Below are 21,011 nucleotides of genomic sequence, written 5' to 3' on the forward strand. Positions count from 1 at the left end.
ATAACCTGCCGGAAGCGCCGCTCTTTCTACGCCCTCCGGGAGTCCCCGACATGTCCGAGCAGAAGTCCCGCCTGAAGCGCCCCGTGGAGATTCTCCGCGCCGAGATGCTGGCGGACCCAGACACCCAGCGCATCGCGAAGTCCCTGGACATGGAGCTGGAGGCCTACGTCGAGCTGGTCCTCGAATACGCCCAGAACCCGGACAAGGAGCCGACGCTCATCGTCGCCCCCGACGAGGAGCTGCGCGCCGCCGGCTACAACCCGCCCACCACCAAGGACGTCGCCAACTTCTTCATCGCCGCCGCCAATGGCGAGCTGGGCATCGGCCCGCCCAAGTCCTATTACACTGGGTTTGAAGGAAAGCAGGAGGACGGCAACAAACCGTCCCTTCGAGGTGACGAAGGGCAGGAGCCGGTGAAGGTGGACGAGGAGACCAGCCAGAAGCTCCGCCAGCAGGTGCCCAAGGGCGGGCCTGATCGCGTGTAACGCGGAATTGAAGCAACTTTCGCCCACGCTCCCCGACAATCCGTACATTCACCCCCTTTAAAGAGGTCCTTCACATGTCCGTTGGCGGCGCAGGTGGTTCGAACGGTGGCCGTGGCTCGAGTGGCGCGAGCAGTGCTGGTCGGAGCGCGGCGGGCGCGGCGGGCAAGGCGGCGAGCGGTCTGGCGGGCGCGCTGGGCGGCATCGGCAAGGCGGCGGGTGGGCTCGCGGGCGCGCTGGGCGGCATCGGCAAGGCGGTAGGCGGTCTGGCCAACGCCATCGGCGGTATCGCCGGCAAGCTTGGCAGCGCGCTCGGCCAGGTCTCCGGCCTCGTCGACAAGGCGATGAGCGCCATCACTGGCCCCCTCAAGGGCATGATTGGCGGTCTGCTGGACAAGATGCCCTTCGGCATCGGCCAGCTCGCCAAGCCGTTCGTCGACAAGTTCATCGACAACGGACTGGCCATGGTCGCCGGCGGCCCGCTGGGCGGCGTGGCCTCCATGTTCGGCAAGGCCGGCACCGTGGGCAAGCTGGCGGACATGGTGGAGACGGTCCGCACGGGCGCGAAGACGGTCGGCGACATCGCCGAGGGCCGCTTCAACGCCCAGCAGATGGCGGCCTTCGCCCAGGCCCAGTTGATGCGCGGTCTGTAGTCCCCCGGCTCGACTGCAGGGCCCCAGGGCCGGCTCCCACGTTCCGGGGGCTGGCCCTTCGTTCGTTCAGGGTCCGTGTGCGCTCGCACCCGGAGTGGCCGCTCGGGGCGCGGGGCCGCTTGTTGCTGGCGGCACTGGCCCGCAGCCGTTAAGGAGGGCCTCTCCCGCGCCGGCGTCCGCATGCGAACCACACATCGTCCCCTGACCACCCTGGCTCTGGCCTTGAGCCTCTTCATGGCCGCCTTGGAGGCCACCGTCGTCTCCACGGCCATGCCCACGGTGGTAGGCGAGCTGGGCGGCATCCAGCACTACGCGTGGGTCTTCACCGCGTACATGCTGTCCTCCACCATCACCGTGCCCATCTACGGGAAGCTGGCGGACCTCTACGGCCGCAAGCCCGTGCTGCTGTTCGGCATCGGGTTGTTCCTGGTGGGCTCCATCGCCAGCGGCCTGTCCACGTCCATGGCCATGTTGATCGCCTTCCGCACGCTCCAGGGGCTGGGCGCGGGGGCCATGCAGCCGGTGGCGCTCACCGTCATCGGGGACCTCTACACGCTGGAGGAGCGCGCGAAGGTCCAGGGCGCGTTCAGCGCGGTGTGGGGCATCGCCGGGCTGATTGGCCCCATCACCGGTGGCTTCATCGTGAAGTACCTCACCTGGCACTGGGTCTTCTTCATCAACATCCCGGTGGGCGTGGGCTGCGCCGTCCTGCTGATGAGCTACTTCCACGAGCGCGTGGAGCGCAAGCCCCAGCGGCTGGACTACGCGGGCGCGACGCTGCTCACCGGCTGGGTGGTGGCGTTGCTCGTCGGCGTGCAGGGCGTGGGGATGAATCTGTGGAGCCTGCCCGTGGCGGCCGTGCTGCTCGCCGCCTTCGTCGCGGTGGAGCGTAAGGCGCCCGAGCCCATCATCCCCATGTCCATCTTCAAGGTGCCCGCCATCGTCATCTCCTCCATCGCGGGGGCCCTCTTCTCCGCGGCGATGTTCGGCGCCACCACGTACGTGCCGCTCTTCGTCCAGGGCGTGCTGGGTGGCACGCCCACCGAGGCGGGCGGGATGATCACCCCCATGATTGTCGGCTGGCCGGCGGCGGCCGTGGTGGCCGGCAGGCTGCTGCTCAAGACGGGCTTCCGTCCGCTCATCGTGGGCGGGCTGGGCCTCACGGTGGTGGGCACGGGGCTGATGGCGCTGCTGTTGGGGCCTCAGGCGCCCAGGCTGGTGCCGGAGGTGGCCATGGGCCTGTTCGGCATCGGCATGGGCTTCGCGTCCACCGCGCTGCTCATCGCCGTGCAGACCAGCGTCGGCTGGGAGCTGCGCGGCGTGGCCACCGCCAGCAACATGTTCTTCCGCACCATCGGCGGCGCCATCGGCGTGGGGCTGATGGGCGGCGTCATGGTGTCGCAGCTCCTCAAGGACCCGTCGGTGCCGATTTCGGCCGCCAACGCCTTGATGAGCCCCGACCACGGCCAGGACCTGCCCAAGGAGCTGCTGGCGACGCTGAGCGGTGCGCTGGGCACCGGGCTGAGCATCAACTTCTGGTTGATTTGCGCCTTCACGGTGGCCGCGTTCGCCGCGGGCCTGTTCTTCCCGAAGGTGGCCCGCACCGCGACGGTGTCCACCTCCGACGTGGCGGCGCCGCACTGACGTCGTGCGGCGCCGCTGACGTCGCTCAGAGTCCGTCAATCATCCGGAGGGCCACGTCCGGCATGAACGTCCCGGCCGGCGTGTTCGGCGCGACGCCGCACTGGCCGTCGGAGTCTCCGGGGACCTTTATCCACAGGGTCAGCTCCGCGCCGCCGACGCCCACCTGGTTCGTCGTGCCAATCCTCCGGCCAGCGGGGTTGCACCACTCGCCGTTGGAGCCATTCCCGTTTCGACTGGTGTCCACCACGAAGGGCCTGGTGTAGCCGTACCGGCTGCTCAGCGACGCGTTGACGGAGCCCGCGTACGAGGCCGACTGCGCGGTGGTGTAGAAGTTCGACACGTTGAGCGCGAAGCCGCGCACGTTGCGCACGCCCATGGTGTCCAGCCGCTGGGCCATGACGTCCGCGTTGATCCACAGCGCGTTGCCCGCGTCCAGGTAGGCCCACGTGTTCGGCGCGCGGTCCCTGAGCTGCTCGGTGGCGTAGCGAATCAGGCTGATGCGCGTCTGGCGCTCGGCGTCGTTCGCCAGGCAGTCGAGCTGCGCGACGGCGTCTGGCTCGATGATGACGACGGCGGGGCGGTTGCCAATGGCGGCGGCGAAGGACGAAATCCACGTCCGGTACGCCTCGGGCGACCCCGCGCCCCCGCCCGAGTGGCTGCCGCAGTCCCGGCCCGGGATGTTGTACGCCACCAGCACCGGCAGCTTGTCCGCCGCGTCCGCCGCCCCGACGAAGCTGGACACCGCCGTGGTGATGTCTCCACTCCACGCGGCGAACCAGCGCGCGGCCATGTTGTTCGTGATGGAGGCCTGGATGCGCACCGCGCGCGAGTCCCCGCTGTTGGCCCGGACCCAGTTGGCCGGGTTGGAGTTCGGGTCGATGTAGAAGCCGCTCGTCATCGCCAGCGGCCCGCCGCCGCCACCGTCCTCCGTGGTCAGGGAGACGTCATCGATGAACGCGCTGAAGCCGGTGGCGCGCCCGCCCAGTTGGAAGGTGACCTGCCCCGCCTGCGTCGCCAGGGACGAGGTGAAGGGGAACGTGAAGCGGCGCGCTGTCCCATCCAGCGTGATTTGCCGCTCCAACGGCGCGGTGTACGGCGGGCTCTCCAACTGCACCGTCACGCGCGCCGTCGTGCTCACCGACGCGGACGCGGTGAAGGACAGCGTGTAGGCCCGGCCGTTCACCAGCGGGATGCCGCTCTGGCCAATCAGCGCGTCCCAGGGGTTGGCCGTCCCCCCGCCCACGTCCACGCGCAGCCGGGCGTTCTCCACGCGGGACGCCGTGTTGACGCCGCTCCACCAGGGAGCGACGGTGCCGCCGCTGAAGGTGCCATTGGAGACGAGCTCGGTGAGCGCGTCCGCGCGGGTGCCGAGCGCCTCCGAGTCCACCGGCGCGGGGGGCTCCGAGGAACCACAGGCAGTGGCGAGCGCCGCCGCGAGCATCAGCGCGGCTGGGGCAGTGAAACGGCGGGACAGCGAACCGGCGAAGTCACGAAGTCGCACGAAGCCTTTCCTCCCGCCCGCGCGAGGACGCGGGCTGTGTCGAGTGCGTGGCCCGTGGGTGGCCCCGCGAGCACGCGAGGCCACGTTTGCACGTTTTTCCTGTTTTTCAGCGCCTCAAGTCGCCCCCACTCACCGAAGTGCGCGCAGATGAACAGGTGGAACCCGGTACTCAGCGGCCTGCTCCACCACGCGGCCCAGGCGGAGCAACAGGTGCTCCTCGTAGGGACGGCCCGTGAGCTGGATGCCCACGGGAAGCCCCTCCTCGTCGAAGCCGGCGGGTACGGACAGGGAGGGGAACCCCGTCAGGTTGGCCAGGCGCACGAAGCGCATCAGCGCGTCAACCACGGGCAGGTTCGACTCGCCGTCCGGGAGCGCCGCCTCCGGGATGAGGGGCGCCGTGGTGGCCGTCGTGGGCGTGACGAGGACCTCCACGTCGGCCATCTGCGCCAGCAGCTCTCGCGTCAGGCGGTGCCGGTGCCGCAGCGCATGCACCAGGTCCGTGGCGCGGAAGTGCCGGCCAATGGCCAGGTTGGTGCGCGTGTCGAGCCCGAAGTCCGACAGGTGCGCCTTCACGTATGGCTGCATGGACTCGGACATCTCGCTCAGGATGATGCAGCTATGGGTCCACAGGACCGCGTTGAGGTCCGGTGGCGGAATCTCCACCACCCGGGCGCCCGCCGCCGTCAGCGCGGCCACGGCCTCCTTGCAGCGCGCGACGACGTCCGCGTCCGCGTCCTCGAAGTAGTCCCAGCAGATGCCCAGCCGCACGCCGCTCAGGTTGTCATCCCCGTAGCCCGACAGGTGATGCGGCGACTGCCCCTGGGAGACGAGGTCCTGTCCGTCCGGCCCCGCGAGCAGCGCATACGCCGCGGCGACGTCGTCCACGGTGAGGCCCATGGGGCCCACGTGGCCCACGTTCCAGCACAGCGGAGGGACGCCCGTCTCCGGGATGCGGCCCCACGTCGCCTTGAGCCCCACGATGCCGCACAGGGCCGCGGGGATGCGGATGGAGCCACCGCCATCCGCGCCGATGCTCAAGGGGCACAGGCCCGCGGCCACGGCGGCGGCGGAGGCGCTGGAGCTGCCCCCGGTGATTCGGCCCGTGTCCCAGGGGTTGCGCGCGGCGCCGTGGTGGGGATTCAACCCGATGGGGTTGATGCCAATCTCGTTCATGTTGGCCTTGCCGAGGATGATGGCGCCCGCGGCCTTGAGCCGGGCCGCCACCGTCGAGTCCGCGGTGGCCACCTGGGTGCGGAACCGCGTGCCCAGCGTGGTGGGGAACCCGGCCAGGTCGACCTCGTCCTTCAGCACCACGGGGATTCCATCGAGCACGCTGAGCGGCCGGCCGGCCCGCAGGCGCTCGGCAGACGCCTCCGCGGCCCGGTGCACCTCGTCCGGCTTGCGGGCGACGAACAGGCCCATCCGCTGCTTCCCGCTGTCCAGCCGGGAGATGGCGTCATGAATCCGGCTCACGACGGCCACGGGGTCCGTGGCCCCCTCGCGGTAGGCGCGCAGATAGGCCGCGACGCTCTCACGCTCCGGAGGACTGGCGGACGCGGCGATGGCCCGCGCGGCCTGCTCCGTGGGGGGCTGCGGCTCCGCAGGGGCCGAGCCTTGCGGCAAGGGGAACTGGAGCGGCGGCGCATCACCGGCGGGGAGCTCGCGCCAGCGCTCGATGCCGCTGTCCCGCGTCAGCTTGTCCAGCATCACCGACCCGACGCCGCTCTCGAGCGCGTTCACGAAAGCCTTGAGCGCCATGCCGGACATGCGGGGCGCCTTCACCGGGTTGCGTTGGTAGGTCATTGGTAGAGGGGTGGCGCGGTACCGTCAGCGGCCCGTTTCCACCCTCCTCCTTTCAAACCGTACGTGCGGTTTTCCCGCATACGGCTTAACGAGAGTGTTGTCGTGCAGCATGCACGGTTTCGGGTAGCGAATCGTCCCATGCAACCGGTGCAGGCCTCTTTCCCAGAACCACGCTCGATTCCATGCGTCCGCCTGGCCGGCCCGCAGCTTCCTGCCTCTGCGTTTCACCATGAACTGGTGCAGCCGCCGGAAGACGTAGGAGTCGAGTTGATTGAACTTTCGGGCCGCGTTCCCGGTGCGGAAGTAGTTGCCCCATCCTCGCAACACCGGGTTCAGGCCGCCGATGATTTCTCGGACATCCTTCACCCCGTGCCGCTGTCGGCTCGTCAGCTCCTTCACCCGAGCCCTCACCCGCTTCATGCTCCGCGCTGACGGCCACCGCTGGAGGTAGTAGCGGCGCACTCCCCGCTGCTGCCACAGCTTGCCCGACATGCGCTTGTGCAGGTGACAGCCCAGAAAGTCGAAGCCTTCCTTGCCCTCGGTGAGTTCCACTCGCCGCGTCTTCTCCGGGTGCAGTTGCAGCTTCAGCCTCCCGAAGATGATGCGCACCCTTCGTTCGGCCTCCTCGGCAGCTTCGCGGCCTTTGCACAGCACCACGAAGTCATCCGCGTAGCGCACCAGCTCGCCCACCTGCGCGCACTGCCGCTGCCACACGCTGTCGAAGAAGTGCAGGTAGATGTTGGAGAGCAGCGGGGAAATCACTCCCCCCTGCGGTGTCCCCGAGACCGTCTCGGAGTACCGGCCCTCCTCCACCACTCCCGCACTCAGCCACTGCCTCAGCAGCTTGAGCACCCTCCGGTCCGACACCCGCCGCTCCACCCGCTCCATCAGCAGCTCATGGTCGATGCTGCCGAAGTAGTCGCGGATGTCCGCGTCGAGCACGTGGTGACACCCGGCATTGACTGCCTCCCGGATGCGCTCCAGGGCCTGCACCGCGCTTCGACGTGGCCGGAAGCCATACGACGACGGAAGAAAATCCGCCTCGAAGACAGGCTCCAGCACCAGCTTCACCGCCATCTGCACGATACGGTCCTGCACCGTCGGAATGCCCAGCGGCCTGAGTTTCCCGTCCGCCTTGGGAATGAACCGCCTGAGCACCGCGGGCGGTTTGTAGGTTCCTGCTCGCAGTACCTCGCCCAGCTCCTGCACCAGCCGCTGTGCGCCGTACTGCTCCACCGCCGCCAGCGTGACTGAATCCACGCCGGCAGCGCCCTTGTTGCGTCGGACCCGCTGCCATGCTTCCCACAGGACGTCACTCCGGTGGACTCGGTCATACAGCGCATGGAAACGGCGCTCCCGGCACCGCTTGGCTGCCACGAAGAGCTTGCGCTGGAGTTGTCGAACTTTGTCGGTGGACTCTGGCCCACCGGGGGGATTGGAGCCTTCTTGGCGGCTCATGCCCTCGCTCTTACCTCCCGCCCAAGCACCACCCAAGCAGGGGCCCTTCCCTCCGGGCGCGTTGTCTTGCACGCCCCTCGCCGGTACTACGGCCCCCTCGGACTCCCGCTGCGCTCCCCACGCTTTCACCTTCGGCTTATACGCGGGGCCCTGCCGCGACGACGGCCGCGCAGACGGGTCTCTCCTGTTCCCCACCAGACCTTGAGCACGTGCCACGCCCCATACCCCGGGGAGCCCCGCTGCTTCCCATCCGGACTCGTCCGCAGCGGACCTGGCCTTCGCCGCGACATGCTCGGCTCGGCGCTCCCATTGTGTATCTGTCGAGGCGGCAGGCTTCACTTGATGTTGCGGCCCGCGCTCTTGCTCCCTCCCGAATGGAGGCTTTTGACGCCCCGCTGTGGCCTGCCGCCTCTCGGCGGTCGGCTGGGGCCTGCTACCGGGCACTCCGGTGTCTACCCGGACGGGACTTTCACCCGCCGGTCTGGTGGAGCATGGACGTGCTCCTCTTGCTCGTCCTTCAGGACGCACCATGGCGCCGCAGCCTATCCCCGAGCTGGCGGTATCGCATGAGCGATGACGCCCTCCCTGCCCTCGTCACGCAGCGGCGCGCGCCTCGTACCGCGCGTCCGGGACAGCCGCCGCGATGCGCCGCAGGAAAGGCTCGGGCGCGACGAATCGCTCCAGGTGAACGACGCCGCCAGGACCGTGACGGGGAGCGGTGAGCAGCGCCCGAGCCACCTCCGCCGCGACCCGGCCCGTCATCGCGGCCTCGCGCCGGCCTTGAAGGGAGGCCATCTGCGTCACGGGCCTGCCCCCGATGTGGCCCTCCGCCTTCGCGAGCACCGAGCACGCGTCCGAACCCGCGTGGGCCCGAAGCGCCAGCCAGGTCATGGCCCGCCGAAAAAGCGGCCACCGCAGAAGCCGCCCCAGCCCCCATCGGACGGAGAGCGCGGCCAGCGTGGTCAACCCAGGTGGGTCGAAGCACAGCCACGTCGACACGGTGGGAACGGACAAGGTCCGAGCGACGGTCCGCTGGTCCGGGAAGTTGAACCGCCAGGCGCGGCGCGGCCTCGCCTCCCCGGGAAAGTGGACCCACTGGCCCTCCTGGAACCCATGGACACGGTGGAGCTGTCCCTGCCGGTAGACGTCGAACGGAGCGGCGAGGTTCTCCAGCGTCCAGGCGATGGCCGCCGCGCCGTGTGTGTCGCCGCCGCCCAGCAGCACGAAGAGGTCCAGCTGCTCCACGGAGTCGAGCGAGGCCACCGCCCGAGCCGCGAGCACCTGGGTGAGCCCGGGAGCCACGCCCACACTGAGCACGGCGGTGCTCCCTGTGTGGGCCGCGAGGGGCGACAGTTGCTCGAAGGCGGCCAGGGACGCCTGGGACGCCGTCACGTCCACGTAGTCGATACCTGAGCGCAGGCAGTGCTCGACGAACGACGGACGCTGCTGGTCCAGGCACATCACCACCAGCGCGACCCCTGCCAGGTGCGCCACGGCGTCAGGCGCGGTGACATCGAGCGCCCGCGCTCGGGTCCCCGCCCCCGTGTGCCTCGAGAGCGCCTCCGCCCGGTCCAAGCTCCGCCCCGCCACCACCACGCGGCCGGGGAAGGCGGGCGCCAGGATGCGAACGACCTCCTGCCCTACCTGCCCGTAGCCGCCCACCACGAGGATGTCCCCTGCCCTACGCTCCATCACGGCCTCACCCCTGCGTTTGCGCGTTCGAGTGGTTATTGCCGCCTGTCACGGTGGAATGCGACCGAAGCCCATGAACATCATCTGTGCGGACCGCGCATCAATGCCCTCGCTCTCGAACATCGAAGCCTTCGTCCGCGCCGCCGAGCAGGGTGACTTCACCCGGGCGGCGCGGAAGCTCCAGCTCACCGCCTCCGCCGTGAGCCGGCGCATTGCCCGTCTGGAGGAGGAGCTGGGCGTCGTGCTCTTCCAGCGGACGACCCGGGCCATGCAGCTCACCGAGGACGGCCGTGCGTTCTACTCGCGCTGCCAGCACATCCTCGGAGAGTTGGAGGCCGCGAAGGAGTCGCTCTCCCGCTCCCGGCACCGGCCCGTGGGGGTGCTCCGGGTGAACGCACCCCAGGCCATTGGCCAGTTGGTCCTCATGCCGGCGCTGCCCCGCTTCCTCGCCGCGCATCCCGGCGTCGAGCTGCGGCTGACCCTCCGCGACGAGGTGGTGGACCCCATCACCGAAGGCGCCGACGTGCTCCTTCGGATGGGCGCCTTGGAGGACTCGCGGCTGGTGGCTCGAAAGCTGGGGACCACGCGACTGCTCGCCTGTGCCGCCCCCGCGTACCTGCGACGCCACGGCCTGCCGGAGACCGCGGCGGACCTGAGCCGGCACAATTGCCTGGGGTTCCTCCGGGGCGACACGCCCGCGGCGTGGTTGCTGCAGGACGGAAGCTCCCCGGCGCGCACCGAGCCCCGAGGCAACTTCCACACGAACCAGGGTGCCACCTTGCGCGACGCGGCCGTGCTCGGCCTGGGCATCGCGATGCTCTTCGACTTCATGGTGGCCCGTGAGCTGGAATCCGGCGCGCTCGTCCCCGTCCTTGACGCGCAGACGGGTGCCCCCCGCCCCATCCACGCGCTGTACCCACGTGGAAGGCACCTGTCCTCCCGCGTTCGCGTCTTCCTCGACTTCGTGGCTACGCTCTTTCCCCGGTGAGGGGGAATGGCGTGGCGGGTCCGGCGTTCGCGAAGGAGAGGAGCTTCATGCACAGGGCAGATGGAGCACGGCGCGGTTCAATCGACACCGTCCTGCGCGAGCGGTTCGGACTGACGGACTTCCGCCCCGGCCAGCGTGAGGTCATCGAGGCCCTGCTCGGTCCGCGGGCCGCTGCGCTCGCGGTGTTCCCCACGGGCGGTGGCAAGTCGCTCTGCTATCAGCTTCCGGCGCTGCTGCTGGAAGGCATCACCGTGGTCGTCTCGCCGCTGATCGCGTTGATGAAGGACCAGATTGATGCCCTGACGCGGCAGGGCATCCGCGCCGCACGGCTGGACGCCTCGCTGTCGGTGGATGAGTCCCGCGAAGTCACGCAGGCGCTGCGCGAGGGCTCGCTCAAGCTGCTCTACGTGGCGCCCGAGCGCTTCAACAACGAGCGCTTCACCGCCTTGCTCCGAGCGCTGCGCATCGCCCTGTTCGCGGTGGACGAGGCGCACTGCGTCTCGGAATGGGGCCACAACTTCCGGCCAGACTACCTGAAGCTGGCGCAGGCGGCGCGAGCGCTGTCCGCCGAGCGCATCCTGGCGCTCACCGCCACGGCGACGCCCTCCGTCGTGCGGGACATCTGCCAGGGCTTCGGCATCCCGGAGGAGAACGCGGTCGTCACGGGCTTCTACCGGCGAAACCTCGCGCTGGAGACCACTCCGGTGCACGCCGAGGACCGGGATGCGCTGCTCCTGGAGCGGCTGAACTCCCGCGAGCCCGGGCCGACCATCGTCTACGTCACGCAGCAGAAGACGGCCGAGCGCGTGGCCGCGTTCCTCTCCACGGAAGGACTCCCCACCAACGCCTACCACGCGGGCCTGGAGTCCGACGTCCGTGAGCGGGTGCAGGAGGAATGGATGGCCTCCACGAACGGCATCGTCGTGGCGACCATCGCGTTTGGAATGGGCATCGACAAGGCGGACGTGCGGGCCGTGTATCACTACAACCTGCCAAAGGGCCTGGAGAGCTACAGCCAGGAGATCGGGCGCGCCGGGCGTGATGGCGCGCCGTCGGTGGTGGAGCTCTTCGCGTGTCCTGACGACGTCTCCAGTCTGGAGAACTTCGCGTTCGGCGATACCCCCACGCCCGAAGCGCTTCAAGGACTGGTCACGGAGTTGCTTGGACAGGGCCCCGAGCTGAGCGTTGACCTGTTCGCCTTGTCCAGCCGGCATGACGTGCGGCAGCTCGTGCTACGTACGGCGCTGACGTACCTGGAGCTCGAAGGCGTGCTGCGGCAGGGCACGCCGTACTACGCGGGTTACAAGGTGCAGCCGCTCGTGTCTCTGGATGCGCTCGTGGGGCGGTTCCAGGGTGAGCGGGTGCAGTTCCTGCGGGACGTGTTCGCGCAGGCGAAGAAGGGGCGCACCTGGTACTCGCTCGACCCGGCGGAGGTCGCGGGCTCGCTCCGGCAGCCCCGTGAGCGGGTGGTTCGTGCGCTCGAGTATCTCGAAGAGCAAGGGCTCGTGCTGCTCCAGGTCTCCGACCCACGGCAGCGCTTCACGCGGCTGCGGCGCCAGGAGGACCCCAAGGCCCTCACGGACCTCCTCGACCGGCGCTTCCAGCAGCGAGAGGCCCAGGAGGTCGCGCGCGTCCAGGACGTCCTGAGGCTCGTCACGCACAAGGGGTGCCAGAGCAACGCGTTGGTCGCCCACTTCGGTCAGCAGCGGGAGCAGCCGTGCGGGCACTGCACCTTCTGCCGGACCGGCGAGGCCCAGGTGCTTCCCGCCGTGCGTCGGAAACCCGCGCTGCCAGCGGGCCTGGACGTGGTGGCCTTCCGGGCCCTGGCGGCGAAGCATCCCGAGGCGCTCGGGCAGCCGAGGCAGGCCGCGAGGTTCCTGTGTGGGTTGAGCAGCCCCGCGCTCACGCGGGCGAAGCTCGGGGGACACGCGCTGTTCGGCGCACTGGAGGGCTGGCCCTTCGTGGAGGTGCTGGACTTCTGTTGCGGCCAGCCCGTGACGTGAGGACCCTCATCCCTTGTCGAGCACGCCCGCGCGGTAGTCCTCGAAGGCCTGCTGGATCTCCGCGCGGGTGTTCATGACGAAGGGGCCGTACTGGACGATGGGCTCACGCAGGGGCCGGGCCGCGGCGATGAGCAGCTCGCTCCGGCGGTTCCGGGCGCGCACGCGGAGCCGGCTGCCCGGGCCGAGCAGCGCCAGCGAGCCTTCGCGCACCGGCTTCGACGCATCCTCGGGCCCCAGGTCCACCTCGCCCGAGGACACGAAAGCGAAGGCGGTGTGGTCCGAAGGGGTATCGAGTTCGAACGGTCGGTCGTCCTCGAGCGACAGGGTCAGCAGGAGCGGCTGGGTGGGCCGCTCACGCACGGGACCCTGGAGCCCGTTCATATGGCCCGCGATGACGCGCGCGCGGCTGCCGGCTGGGCTCAACCGCTCCTCCGCGAGCTGCGCGGGCGTGTGGTCCTGATAGGCCGGCGGGCACAGCTTCTCCTTCGCGGGGAGGTTGAGCCAGAGCTGGAAGCCGGACATGAGGCCCTGCACCTGCTCCGGCATCTCCGAGTGGATGATGCCGCGCCCCGCGGTCATCCACTGTGAGCCGCCTCCGGCGATGAGCCCGCTGTTGCCACGGCTGTCCCGGTGCCGCATCCGCCCGTCGAGCATGACGGTGACGGTCTCGAAGCCCCGGTGGGGGTGACTGGGGAAGCCGCGGATGTAGGCCCCGGGGTCATCTGAGTGGAACCGGTCCAGCATGAGGAACGGGTCGAGGTTCCGCAGCGCGGGCTGGCCGATGACCCGCGTCAAGCGGACCCCTGCCCCATCCGTCGCAGGGATGCCCTCCAGGGTCTGCACCACGTTCCGGTGTGACGTCAGGAGAACGGCTGGGGACTCCGAGCGCCGGCACCCCACGGCCGTGGCGGCCACGAGCAGGCCGGACTGGAGGAGGAAGCGGCGGCGGGAGGTGGCGTTCATGAGGACCTTGCCGGAAACCGGGTGCGCGCCCCCGAGCCTCCCCCGGGAAGCGTCCGGAGTCCATGCACGCCGGGAGAGGCGTCTCTGGCCAGGGCCATGGAAAACCTCACAGCACAGCCCGACGTCGAGTCCCTCTTGCTCCGTCCTGCCCAGGCCGACCTGCGCCGCTGCCGGGCAACCTCGATGGGCGGCGCCGCGGCCCCGCGGTTCCATCGAGCGGCACCGAGCCCAAACGCTCCTCACGGGAGCCCACTGTCGGCAGGCGGCATTCCCTTCACCGGGTTCATCGACCTAGTAGACGCTCGACGGCTCGCCTCTGACGGCGTCCTCCGCATCACCGACCACAAGTTCACCAGCAACGTCGCGACGAATGCCGCGAGCGCTGAGCAGCTCGCCGACGCCGACACCGAACCGGGCTTGCAGATGGTCGGCTATGGCGCGTGGGCACTCGGCCAGGTTGAGCGCTTCCCAGGGCTGCGCACGCTGGAGCTTGAACACCTCTACTACCAGACCCGGGGACAGCGCCTTGCCGCGTCCGTCGTCGCAACGGTGCCCGCCGAGCACGTCGCGCACGAGTGGCAGACAAAGGTCGAGCCCCAGGTCGAAGCGATGAAGGAGCACGCGCAAGCCGCCCGAGCTTCCGAGGTGCCCGCGAACTACGGCCCCGCCTGCGGCAAGTACGGCGGATGTCCGTTCATGGCGAAGTGCCTCACAGGAGAGAACAAGACGATGTCCCTGCGTGACAAGCTGTTCAACAAGGCTTCCGAGTCCGCCCCCCTTACCGTTGCCGCGGTCGAGCGCAACGCCCCGGAGCTGCCCGCCGTTCTTCCCCCGGACGCGCCCACACCTACGCCCGTGCAGACGGCTCCGGAGGTCGCCCAGGCCACGGAGCAGCCCGCGCCGAAGCGTCGCGGTCGCCCTCGCAAGGCGGCCGAGTCCGAGCAGCCCAAGGGCGAAATGCGCGTGCTCTTCGTCGACTGCATCCCGACGACCTTCGACGGACCGACGCCCGAGTCGCTTACGAACTACGTCGACACCATGCATCGCAAGGTGGCCGAAGCGGGCGGCGTCGACGACGTGCGCTTCGCGGGCTCCGACTCGGCGCTCGGGTTCGGCAAGTGGCGCGGGGCGCTGGCCATGGCTGCGCGCGCCGAGCTGCCCGCTCCCGGCAGCTACGTCGCGCTCGGGGTCGCCCAGTCGGAGCTGATGCAGGTCATCGTCGAAGCGCTCGAACCGGCTTTCGACATGGTCGTTCGCGGCACTCGGTAACTTTTACCACCGCCACCACGTCTCCTTAGACAGCGGATTGTCCCAGGTCGGCATGCTTTTGGGCTGCGTCCCCCTGGGTATGGCAAGCGACGCCCAGTAGTCGGCTGGCTTCATGAGAGCAACCCCTTGCGCTCGCGAGGCCAGCCGTCCGCAGAAGTCTTTATCATACGTCAAGAGGACGTCGAATCCCAAATCCTCCGCCTCAGCAAGTATCCGACAGTCACTCAGACCAGAATGAAAAGGCTTCAATTCCAGAAACCTTGCCTCAACCCTCGACTGATTGCGCACGGGCTCCTGAAAGAAGTGGACCCGGTTGAAGCTCGCATGAAGCTCCAAACGCTCGGCCTTGCGAATTGCTCGATACTCGTCAACGACCTTCTGAGTCAGCAGGTATTTGTCGCGATAGAGCCAGCATCGCACGAGCGTTCTTCCTACTTCCAAAATGTCCTCAGCGAGGTCGACTCTCTCGTCGAGCACATCAAGCAGATACGAGAAGCACTGCGAATCAAGTCCAACGCGTCTCTCTTCCATGGCGCCGCGCACTCCTGATTGATCTTGTTATGAAGTTGCTGGCAACACTCTATTCGCGCTCCTCTGGCACTACAAATACGCCTCCTCCGGCAAAACTTGTCGGCGACCGTTCGACTATCGCCAAGGGGCAGCCCGTAGGTTGGTCTCCCGACCTCGCACGGGTGCTCAGCCTTCCGCGCCGCGACCTCGCGAGCACCTACGCCGATGCCGACTTCGCCGCGCTGGAAGCCGCGCTGCGTGCCCCTGCCGACACGCGTTGCACTTGCGGGACGCTCGGGAAGCGGTGCCCGTCCGCGTTGCTCCCCATCCAGCGGCTCGCCCTCTTGGAAGCCGCGCGCACGGGTGGCGGGCTCTTTCCCATCGGCGTGGGGCACGGGAAGACGCTGGTCGACCTCCTGCTGCCGCTCGTCGTGCCCGGGTGCAAGGTCGCCGTCCTACTCCTGCCGTCCAACCTCCGCGCTCAGCTCATCGAGGTCGACTGGCAGTTCTACGGCGGGCACTGGCGCTTGCCCAACCTCGCTGGCGGCAGGTGGTTCCGCCCCGGCCTGCCTGTCCTTCACGTCATCACCTACGAGAAGTTTTCGACCCAGGAAGGCACCGACCTTCTGACGCGCATCCGGCCCGACCTCATCATCTGCGACGAAGCGCACAAGCTGAAGGACCGGAAGAGCGCCCGCACCGGCCGGTTCCTTCGCTACCTGGAGCTGAACCCCGAAACGCGTCTCGTGGCCCAGTCGGGCACGCTGGCGACGAGAACGGTCAAGGACTACGCCCACCTCGCGGAGTACGCGCTGCGTGACGGCAGTCCGCTTCCGTTGAAGCAGCACGTCGTCGAAGAGTGGGCGTCGGCGCTGGACCCCGGAACTACCGTCGCCCCTCCGGGCGCACTTCTTCAGCTCGTTGACCCGACGCACTCACTTGCCCCCTTTGAAGGGGAGACCGAAGCCGACCGTGAGCGCCGCCGCGTGCGTGACGCCTATCGTCGGTGGCGCAACGCAACGCCGGGTGTCGTGGCCACGGACGAAAGCGCCGTCGGCATGCCGCTCGTCATTCGCACGCGTGACCCTGGGCAGGTCCCTGACGAGCTGCTCGCCCACATTCAGACGGCACTCGGCGGGCAACGCCCCGACGGCGAAGAGTTCGTCGACGAGCTGCAACGCGTCGTCTGTGCGCGGCAGCTCGCGAGCGGCTTCTTCCACCGCTGGCGCTACCCCGACGTCCAGGGCATTCCCCAGGACCCCGAGCTGATCGTTCGGTGGTTCGCGCGTCGGCAGGAGTTCAACCGGGAGCTGCGCGAGCGCCTCAAGCGCCCCGCCGAGCATCTCGACTCACCAGGGTTGCTGATGCGCGCCGCGATTCGTGCGCACCAGTCCCCGCCCTACGACGGGGAACTGCCGACTTGGCGCGCGATGTCGTGGCCCTCGTGGGCTGAGATTCACAAACGCATTGTCCACGTCACCGAAGCTGTGTGGCTCTCCGACTTCATCGTGCGTGACGCGGCGAAGTGGGCCATGCGCAAGGGGCAGCCGGGAATCGTCTGGGTTGAGTTCCCGGAGCTTGGCCAGCGCATCGCGAAGGCGGCAGGTCTGCCCTTTTATGGCGGCGGCCCGGAAGCGTCGGCGACCATCATTCGGGAGAGTGGGAAGCGGTCCATCGTCGCTTCGCTTCGTGCCCACGGGACTGGCAAGAACCTGACGATGTTCTCGCGGATGCTGTTCGTGAATCCACCGGCCGACGGCGCTGCGTGGGAACAGGCCATTGGCCGGTGTCACCGTCAGGGACAGCGCGCCGACGAAGTCGAGGTGGAGCTGTACCAGCACACCGACGAGCTTGTCGGGGCCTTCCAGAAGGCCCGCGACTTCGCCCGGTTCATCGAGCAGACCGACGGCACGCCGCAAAAGCTGTGCTTCGCAGCACCTTAATGATCAGCATGCCAGCGGGTAGCGACGTCCCACAACAATTGCGCTGCCCGCGACTCTTGAACTATCGAATTCAAATCACGCCAAACATCATCATGTCTGACAGTGACCACGGAAGCATTTTCCGCGGACAGGCTTAGGAGGAGGAGTCACAATCAGGTATCGAACACATGCAGAGCCGTCGGGCAGCGCGGAGACCCTCTTGCCGCAGTCGCAGTCAATCGCGTCGCACTTCTCAACATCAATCACAGACCAGTCAGGCCTTACCTTGGCGCCCCTTCTTCCACACGCCTTCTCGCAAGCGGCATTGGCATCCCGCGTCCAGTTCGGATCTGCTTCATCTGCCCAGGCAGGTGAGGTCACGAAGAGGCTTGAAATCACCACGATTGTTGCGAAGGATTTTTTCATGAGTGTGCCCAGGGAAAGTGCTCGCAACTACATTGCAGTAATGGTGCCGTCCTGGCCACTGTGGCGTCAAGAGGGAGAAACGGACGGGCCGCACCCAGGCAGTTCGCTCTGACGCGTCAGAAAAAGAAACTGACACGTCAACGCGGCCCAGCGAACAGCCGCATCGCACTCTTGCCCGACGCTATTTGTCCCTGAGCCACTCCCAGAATCCGCACGCATTTACGTGGGGTCAGCGCACTTCGCCGCTGACGCAACCCAAGCCGAAGGGCCCACGTAACCATGAACAACGCACTAACGAAGATTGCCACCGCGCAGGCTGCGGCTGGCGGACGCTACCCGCGCTTCGGTCGCTACCTGCTCGAAGTCGAGGTCATCCGCACGAAGGAGGGCTTCAAGGGCGACTCGGCCATCGCCGAGCTGAAGGTTCGCGAGTCCGAGCCCCTCTCGGGTGGCGAGACTCCGAGCCGACCGGGCGAGACGGTCGACTACGTCGAGAACCTGAGCGACCAGAAGAAGGGGGGCGGCGGACGCTTCAAGTCCTTCCTGATGACGCTCGTGGGGGCCGACGAATACGAGTTCGCCAACCCGGCCGCGCTGAAGAAGTTCTTCGACGAGCGGCAGGCGGGTACGCACCTCCTGATTCGCTGCGAGGTCTTCCCGAAGCAGCTCCCCGCGAGGGAGGGCCACGCCGGGAAGGTCATCAGCGGCTATCGCTGGTCGCACGTCGAGCTGAACAACGAGCAGCTCGCCCAGGCCGAGCACGCGCGCAAGGCGAGCAAGCTCCCCGCGCTCACCGACGCCCTCGCCTGAAACTGGGCGGCGACTGACGGCGCGCTTCCGTCGGCGGCTGGCCCACGACACGGGCCGCTTTCCCATTCCCAAAGGCAGCCTTCATGAATGTCTGGTCCTTCGACACGGAAACGTGGCTGATTCAGCCCGGCTTGCTCGCGCCCCCCCTCGTGTGCGGCAGCGTCGCGGCGGCAGCTCCAGGCAGTGAACGACTGCTCGACAAGGCTCAAGCCCGGCAGTTCTTTCGCGAGGCCATCACCTCACCTGACACGCACCTTGTCGGCGCAAACCTCGCCTACGACTTGGGCGTCATGGCGGCGGATGACCCGAACCTTGTGGCGCCCATCTTCGCGGCGCTCGAAGCGGGCCGCCTGCATTGCGTCCAGATTCGCGAAGCCCTTATCGACATCGCGCGGGGGCTCTACGGCGTGGACCCGTCGACAGGCCGGAAGCTCGACGATGACGAAGGCGCCCGCTACCCGCTCGCGCTTCTCGTGCAGCGCTACCTGGGCCTCGACATCAGCGAGGACAAGAGAAATCCGAAGGCTTGGCGCCTGCGCTACGCGGAACTCGACGGCGTGCCTGTCGAGCGCTGGCCGACGGAAGCCGCTGCGTACCCGAAGCGAGATGCCCGCTACACGCTCGACGTCTTCTTCCGGCAGGAGGCCGTCGCCAGCGACACGCCCAACGGCGGCAACCTGCACGCCGAAGCTGACCAGATGCGCGCCGCCTTCGCGCTCCACCTCGCTTCCATCTGGGGACTCAGAACGAACGGTGACTCGGTCGCCGTGCTGCGGGAGCGGGTGGAACGGGAGTGGGGAGAGAACCGGGCCAAGTTCCAGGCCGCAGGCATCTACCGGGCCGACGGCTCGAAGGACTCGAAGCGCCTCGCGGCGCTCGTGACTGCCGCCTATGACGGGCAGCCGCCCATTACCGCGCCCAGCAACCGATTCCCCGACGGCCAGGTCGCGACCGACCGTGACACGCTGATTGGTTCGGGCGACGCGCTGCTCGAAGACTTGGGCAAGAGCGGGCGCGTCGACAAGTACAAGTCGACTTACCTGGACGTCGTCGAAGCGGGCACCTCGCTCCCCATCAATCCGCGCTTCAACGTGCTCGTCAGCACCACGCGCGTTTCGAGCGACTACCAGCAGCTCCCGCAGAAGGGCGGCATCCGGGAGGTCCACGAGGCCCGCCCCGGCTTCGTCTACTGCTCGGTCGACTACGGCGGGCTTGAGCTTCGCACCATGGCTCAGCGGGCCATCTGGGAACTCGGATTCTCGAAGATGGCCGAAGCGTTGAACAGTGGGCTCGACGTCCACACCCTTGCCGCGGCCGAATTCCTCGGGGCGAGCTACGACGAGCTGCTTCCGAAGGTGAAGGCGAAAGAGCCCCTCGCGGTCGCCTTCCGTCAGCTCGCGAAGATTCTCAACTTCGGCAAGGGCGGCGGGATGACTGGCGGCTCGCTCGTCTACAACGCTCGTGCGAAGGACCGGGTTTCCTTCTGCCTGCTGGCAAAGCGCGCAGACGTCTGCGGTGTCGAGCGCGTCGTCATCACCGTGCAGCGCAAGCCGAAGATGGTCTGCCGGGCCTGCGTCGAAGTCGCGAAGGAACTGGACACGAAGTGGCTCAACGCGTGGCCTGAGCAGCGCGAGCTACAGCAGCGGGCGAAGTCGAGCACCTACGGGGGCGGATTTGCCGACGTGATGATTCCGGGCGCGAACATCCTGCGCGGCGGGTGCGGCTATACGCAGATTCTCAACACGCCATTCCAGGGGCTCGGCGCTGTCGGGTGCAAGCTCGCCATGTGGCGCGTCAGCCGCGAGATGTACGTCGACCGGCGCTCGCCGCTCTACGGCTCGCGGCTCGTCCTCATGGTGCATGACGAGCTGATTAGCGAGCTGCTCGCCAATGACGCCCAGCGGATGCACGACGCAGCCGAGCGCAAGGCGTACCTGATGCGCGAGGCGATGAAGGAGACGACTCCCGACCTGGCACCGGCAATCGAAGCCGAGCCCGCGCTGTCTCGCATCATGTCGAAGGACGTCGCCACCGTGCGCGGCAACTCGGGGCGGCTGCTCGTCTGGGAGCCACCCACAAAACGCGCTGCCTGAACCACGGCCGAAATCCGCACCCATTTAGGGAGCACACCCATTCCCTAACAGGTGCAACGCATGGCCAAGACAATCGACGCGCTCGAACAGCTCCCGCCCGTTCTCTGCCCGTATCTCGACGCGGACCTCGACGACGCGGTCGCCGTTGATGTCGCCGACTTCCACGAGCTGCGCTTGCTGTCCGCGCTGGAAGGTGGAGCGGCCTCCCGTCATCTCCTGGTGGCGGCCCGCTGATGCTGACGACTCGAAATCTACTCGTGGCGCTCGATCCAGGGCTTCGCGAGTGCGGCGTCGCCGTCTTCGACCTGGACTCGGGCGAGCTGCTCGCGGCGGGCATGCCCACGAATCCCGAGCGGAAAGCCCGTGGGCTCGCGGCATGGTCGCGCATGGCGGGAGCAGTCGCCGCGTTCGTTTCGTCGTTCCTGGAGCCTCTCAGGGCCGCTGGCGTGGCTGTTTCCGTCACCGTCGCGGGCGAGTGCCCCCAGGTCTACACGGCCGGGAAGAGCAAGGGCGACCCGAACGACCTGATTGAACTTGCGGGCGTCGTCGGCCGAGTTGCTGGTGGGCTCGGCGCGGCGAGTGAGCGCAGCTTCCTACCGCGCGAGTGGAAGGAGACGCTCGACGGTGACGTCATGGTCGAGCGCATCAAAGCGCGCCTCGGTGAGCGCCCCCATGAACACCTGCGGGTGCAACTCCCGCGCGCTCAGGACAAGCACCACAACGTTTGGGATGCCGTCGGCATCGGCCTTCACGTCGTCGGCCGACTCGCGCCCCGGAAAGTCTTCCCGAGGTAG

Annotated in this window: 17 protein-coding genes; 11 read left to right on the top strand and 6 right to left on the bottom strand. The window is 68.2% G+C overall.

The genetic code is table 11. From position 1 onward, the window contains the following. Nucleotides 1-50: 50 nt before the first annotated feature. The 3 genes from MYMAC_RS23840 to MYMAC_RS23850 all read left to right on the top strand — a co-directional run bounded on the left by MYMAC_RS23840 (nucleotide 51) and on the right by MYMAC_RS23850 (nucleotide 2,779). On the top strand, nucleotides 51-485 hold the full coding sequence (locus MYMAC_RS23840; RefSeq protein ID WP_013941395.1) for a hypothetical protein: 435 nt from the start codon (nucleotides 51-53) through the stop codon (nucleotides 483-485). 74 nt (nucleotides 486-559) lie between these two features. Beyond that, complete coding sequence (locus tag MYMAC_RS23845; RefSeq protein ID WP_095959755.1) at nucleotides 560-1,135, top strand: hypothetical protein; 576 nt, start codon at nucleotides 560-562, stop codon at nucleotides 1,133-1,135. 180 nt (nucleotides 1,136-1,315) lie between these two features. Beyond that, the gene (locus MYMAC_RS23850) at nucleotides 1,316-2,779 is read left to right on the top strand and encodes an MDR family MFS transporter (RefSeq protein WP_095959756.1); all 1,464 of its coding nucleotides are present in this window, start codon (nucleotides 1,316-1,318) and stop codon (nucleotides 2,777-2,779) included. Between the two features lie 25 nt (nucleotides 2,780-2,804). On the opposite strand, the gene MYMAC_RS23855 is transcribed toward MYMAC_RS23850, so the two are convergent. From MYMAC_RS23855 to MYMAC_RS23870, 4 genes are all read right to left on the bottom strand, one after another. Beyond that, entirely contained in the window at nucleotides 2,805-4,280 is a 1,476-nt protein-coding gene (locus MYMAC_RS23855; RefSeq protein WP_095959757.1) for a glycoside hydrolase family 6 protein, read from the bottom strand. Between the two features lie 129 nt (nucleotides 4,281-4,409). Then, nucleotides 4,410-6,083 carry an amidase gene (locus tag MYMAC_RS23860; protein ID WP_095959758.1) on the bottom strand — a complete coding sequence of 558 codons (1,674 nt, stop codon included), beginning with the start codon at nucleotides 6,081-6,083 and terminating at the stop codon, nucleotides 4,410-4,412. Between the two features lie 24 nt (nucleotides 6,084-6,107). Continuing rightward, nucleotides 6,108-7,541, bottom strand: a complete 1,434-nt coding sequence (gene ltrA, locus MYMAC_RS23865; protein WP_095957527.1) for a group II intron reverse transcriptase/maturase — start codon at nucleotides 7,539-7,541, stop codon at nucleotides 6,108-6,110. Nucleotides 7,542-8,135: 594 nt separating this feature from the next. After that, nucleotides 8,136-9,233, bottom strand: a complete 1,098-nt coding sequence (locus tag MYMAC_RS23870) for a saccharopine dehydrogenase family protein (protein WP_239988975.1) — start codon at nucleotides 9,231-9,233, stop codon at nucleotides 8,136-8,138. A 73-nt stretch (nucleotides 9,234-9,306) separates the two neighbouring features. Here MYMAC_RS23870 and MYMAC_RS23875 point away from each other — a divergent pair, with 73 nt between their 5' ends. Together MYMAC_RS23875 and MYMAC_RS23880 are read left to right on the top strand one after the other, a co-directional pair. Beyond that, nucleotides 9,307-10,221, top strand: coding sequence for a LysR family transcriptional regulator (locus tag MYMAC_RS23875; RefSeq protein ID WP_095959760.1), 915 nt, complete (start codon nucleotides 9,307-9,309; stop codon nucleotides 10,219-10,221). Between the two features lie 47 nt (nucleotides 10,222-10,268). After that, on the top strand, nucleotides 10,269-12,224 hold the full coding sequence (locus MYMAC_RS23880; protein WP_095961668.1) for a RecQ family ATP-dependent DNA helicase: 1,956 nt from the start codon (nucleotides 10,269-10,271) through the stop codon (nucleotides 12,222-12,224). Between the two features lie 6 nt (nucleotides 12,225-12,230). Here the strand turns inward: MYMAC_RS23880 and MYMAC_RS23885 are convergent, their stop codons facing one another. Continuing rightward, nucleotides 12,231-13,187, bottom strand: coding sequence for a pirin family protein (locus tag MYMAC_RS23885; RefSeq protein ID WP_095959761.1), 957 nt, complete (start codon nucleotides 13,185-13,187; stop codon nucleotides 12,231-12,233). A 21-nt stretch (nucleotides 13,188-13,208) separates the two neighbouring features. Between MYMAC_RS23885 and MYMAC_RS23890 the strand changes: the two genes are divergently transcribed. Next, nucleotides 13,209-14,456, top strand: a complete 1,248-nt coding sequence (locus MYMAC_RS23890) for a PD-(D/E)XK nuclease family protein (protein ID WP_269149117.1) — start codon at nucleotides 13,209-13,211, stop codon at nucleotides 14,454-14,456. Between the two features lie 3 nt (nucleotides 14,457-14,459). Here the strand turns inward: MYMAC_RS23890 and MYMAC_RS23895 are convergent, their stop codons facing one another. Continuing rightward, complete coding sequence (locus MYMAC_RS23895; RefSeq protein WP_095959762.1) at nucleotides 14,460-14,987, bottom strand: hypothetical protein; 528 nt, start codon at nucleotides 14,985-14,987, stop codon at nucleotides 14,460-14,462. Nucleotides 14,988-15,016: 29 nt separating this feature from the next. On the opposite strand from MYMAC_RS23895, the gene MYMAC_RS23900 reads away from it, so the two are divergent. The 5 genes from MYMAC_RS23900 to MYMAC_RS23920 all read left to right on the top strand — a co-directional run bounded on the left by MYMAC_RS23900 (nucleotide 15,017) and on the right by MYMAC_RS23920 (nucleotide 21,011). After that, the gene (locus tag MYMAC_RS23900; protein ID WP_043711775.1) at nucleotides 15,017-16,909 is read left to right on the top strand and encodes a P-loop NTPase family protein; all 1,893 of its coding nucleotides are present in this window, start codon (nucleotides 15,017-15,019) and stop codon (nucleotides 16,907-16,909) included. Nucleotides 16,910-17,593: 684 nt separating this feature from the next. Further along, a complete protein-coding gene (locus MYMAC_RS23905) occupies nucleotides 17,594-18,124 on the top strand; it encodes a hypothetical protein (protein WP_013941407.1) in 531 nt (176 codons plus the stop codon). Between the two features lie 83 nt (nucleotides 18,125-18,207). Beyond that, on the top strand, nucleotides 18,208-20,217 hold the full coding sequence (locus tag MYMAC_RS23910; RefSeq protein WP_095959763.1) for a DNA polymerase I: 2,010 nt from the start codon (nucleotides 18,208-18,210) through the stop codon (nucleotides 20,215-20,217). A gap of 60 nt (nucleotides 20,218-20,277) precedes the next feature. Next, on the top strand, nucleotides 20,278-20,451 hold the full coding sequence (locus tag MYMAC_RS23915) for a hypothetical protein (RefSeq protein ID WP_013941415.1): 174 nt from the start codon (nucleotides 20,278-20,280) through the stop codon (nucleotides 20,449-20,451). Continuing rightward, on the top strand, nucleotides 20,451-21,011 hold the full coding sequence (locus tag MYMAC_RS23920) for a hypothetical protein (protein ID WP_013941416.1): 561 nt from the start codon (nucleotides 20,451-20,453) through the stop codon (nucleotides 21,009-21,011). Before MYMAC_RS23915 ends, MYMAC_RS23920 begins: the two co-directional genes overlap by 1 nt.

Origin of the sequence: Corallococcus macrosporus DSM 14697 (assembly GCF_002305895.1) — a bacterium.
Classification (GTDB): Bacteria; Myxococcota; Myxococcia; order Myxococcales; family Myxococcaceae; genus Myxococcus; species Myxococcus macrosporus.

Bases quoted from the DNA above. Each gene is read 5' to 3' on its own strand.
- MYMAC_RS23840 (WP_013941395.1), top strand. From the start codon at position 51: ATGTCCGAGCAGAAGTCCCGCCTGAAGCGCCCCGTGGAGATTCTCCGC.
- MYMAC_RS23845 (WP_095959755.1), top strand. From the start codon at position 560: ATGTCCGTTGGCGGCGCAGGTGGTTCGAACGGTGGCCGTGGCTCGAGT.
- MYMAC_RS23850 (WP_095959756.1), top strand. From the start codon at position 1,316: ATGCGAACCACACATCGTCCCCTGACCACCCTGGCTCTGGCCTTGAGC.
- MYMAC_RS23860 (WP_095959758.1), bottom strand. From the start codon at position 6,083: ATGACCTACCAACGCAACCCGGTGAAGGCGCCCCGCATGTCCGGCATG.
- ltrA (WP_095957527.1), bottom strand. From the start codon at position 7,541: ATGAGCCGCCAAGAAGGCTCCAATCCCCCCGGTGGGCCAGAGTCCACC.
- MYMAC_RS23870 (WP_239988975.1), bottom strand. From the start codon at position 9,233: ATGGAGCGTAGGGCAGGGGACATCCTCGTGGTGGGCGGCTACGGGCAG.
- MYMAC_RS23875 (WP_095959760.1), top strand. From the start codon at position 9,307: ATGAACATCATCTGTGCGGACCGCGCATCAATGCCCTCGCTCTCGAAC.
- MYMAC_RS23880 (WP_095961668.1), top strand. From the start codon at position 10,269: ATGCACAGGGCAGATGGAGCACGGCGCGGTTCAATCGACACCGTCCTG.
- MYMAC_RS23885 (WP_095959761.1), bottom strand. From the start codon at position 13,187: ATGAACGCCACCTCCCGCCGCCGCTTCCTCCTCCAGTCCGGCCTGCTC.
- MYMAC_RS23895 (WP_095959762.1), bottom strand. From the start codon at position 14,987: ATGGAAGAGAGACGCGTTGGACTTGATTCGCAGTGCTTCTCGTATCTG.
- MYMAC_RS23900 (WP_043711775.1), top strand. From the start codon at position 15,017: ATGAAGTTGCTGGCAACACTCTATTCGCGCTCCTCTGGCACTACAAAT.
- MYMAC_RS23905 (WP_013941407.1), top strand. From the start codon at position 17,594: ATGAACAACGCACTAACGAAGATTGCCACCGCGCAGGCTGCGGCTGGC.
- MYMAC_RS23910 (WP_095959763.1), top strand. From the start codon at position 18,208: ATGAATGTCTGGTCCTTCGACACGGAAACGTGGCTGATTCAGCCCGGC.
- MYMAC_RS23915 (WP_013941415.1), top strand. From the start codon at position 20,278: ATGGCCAAGACAATCGACGCGCTCGAACAGCTCCCGCCCGTTCTCTGC.
- MYMAC_RS23920 (WP_013941416.1), top strand. From the start codon at position 20,451: ATGCTGACGACTCGAAATCTACTCGTGGCGCTCGATCCAGGGCTTCGC.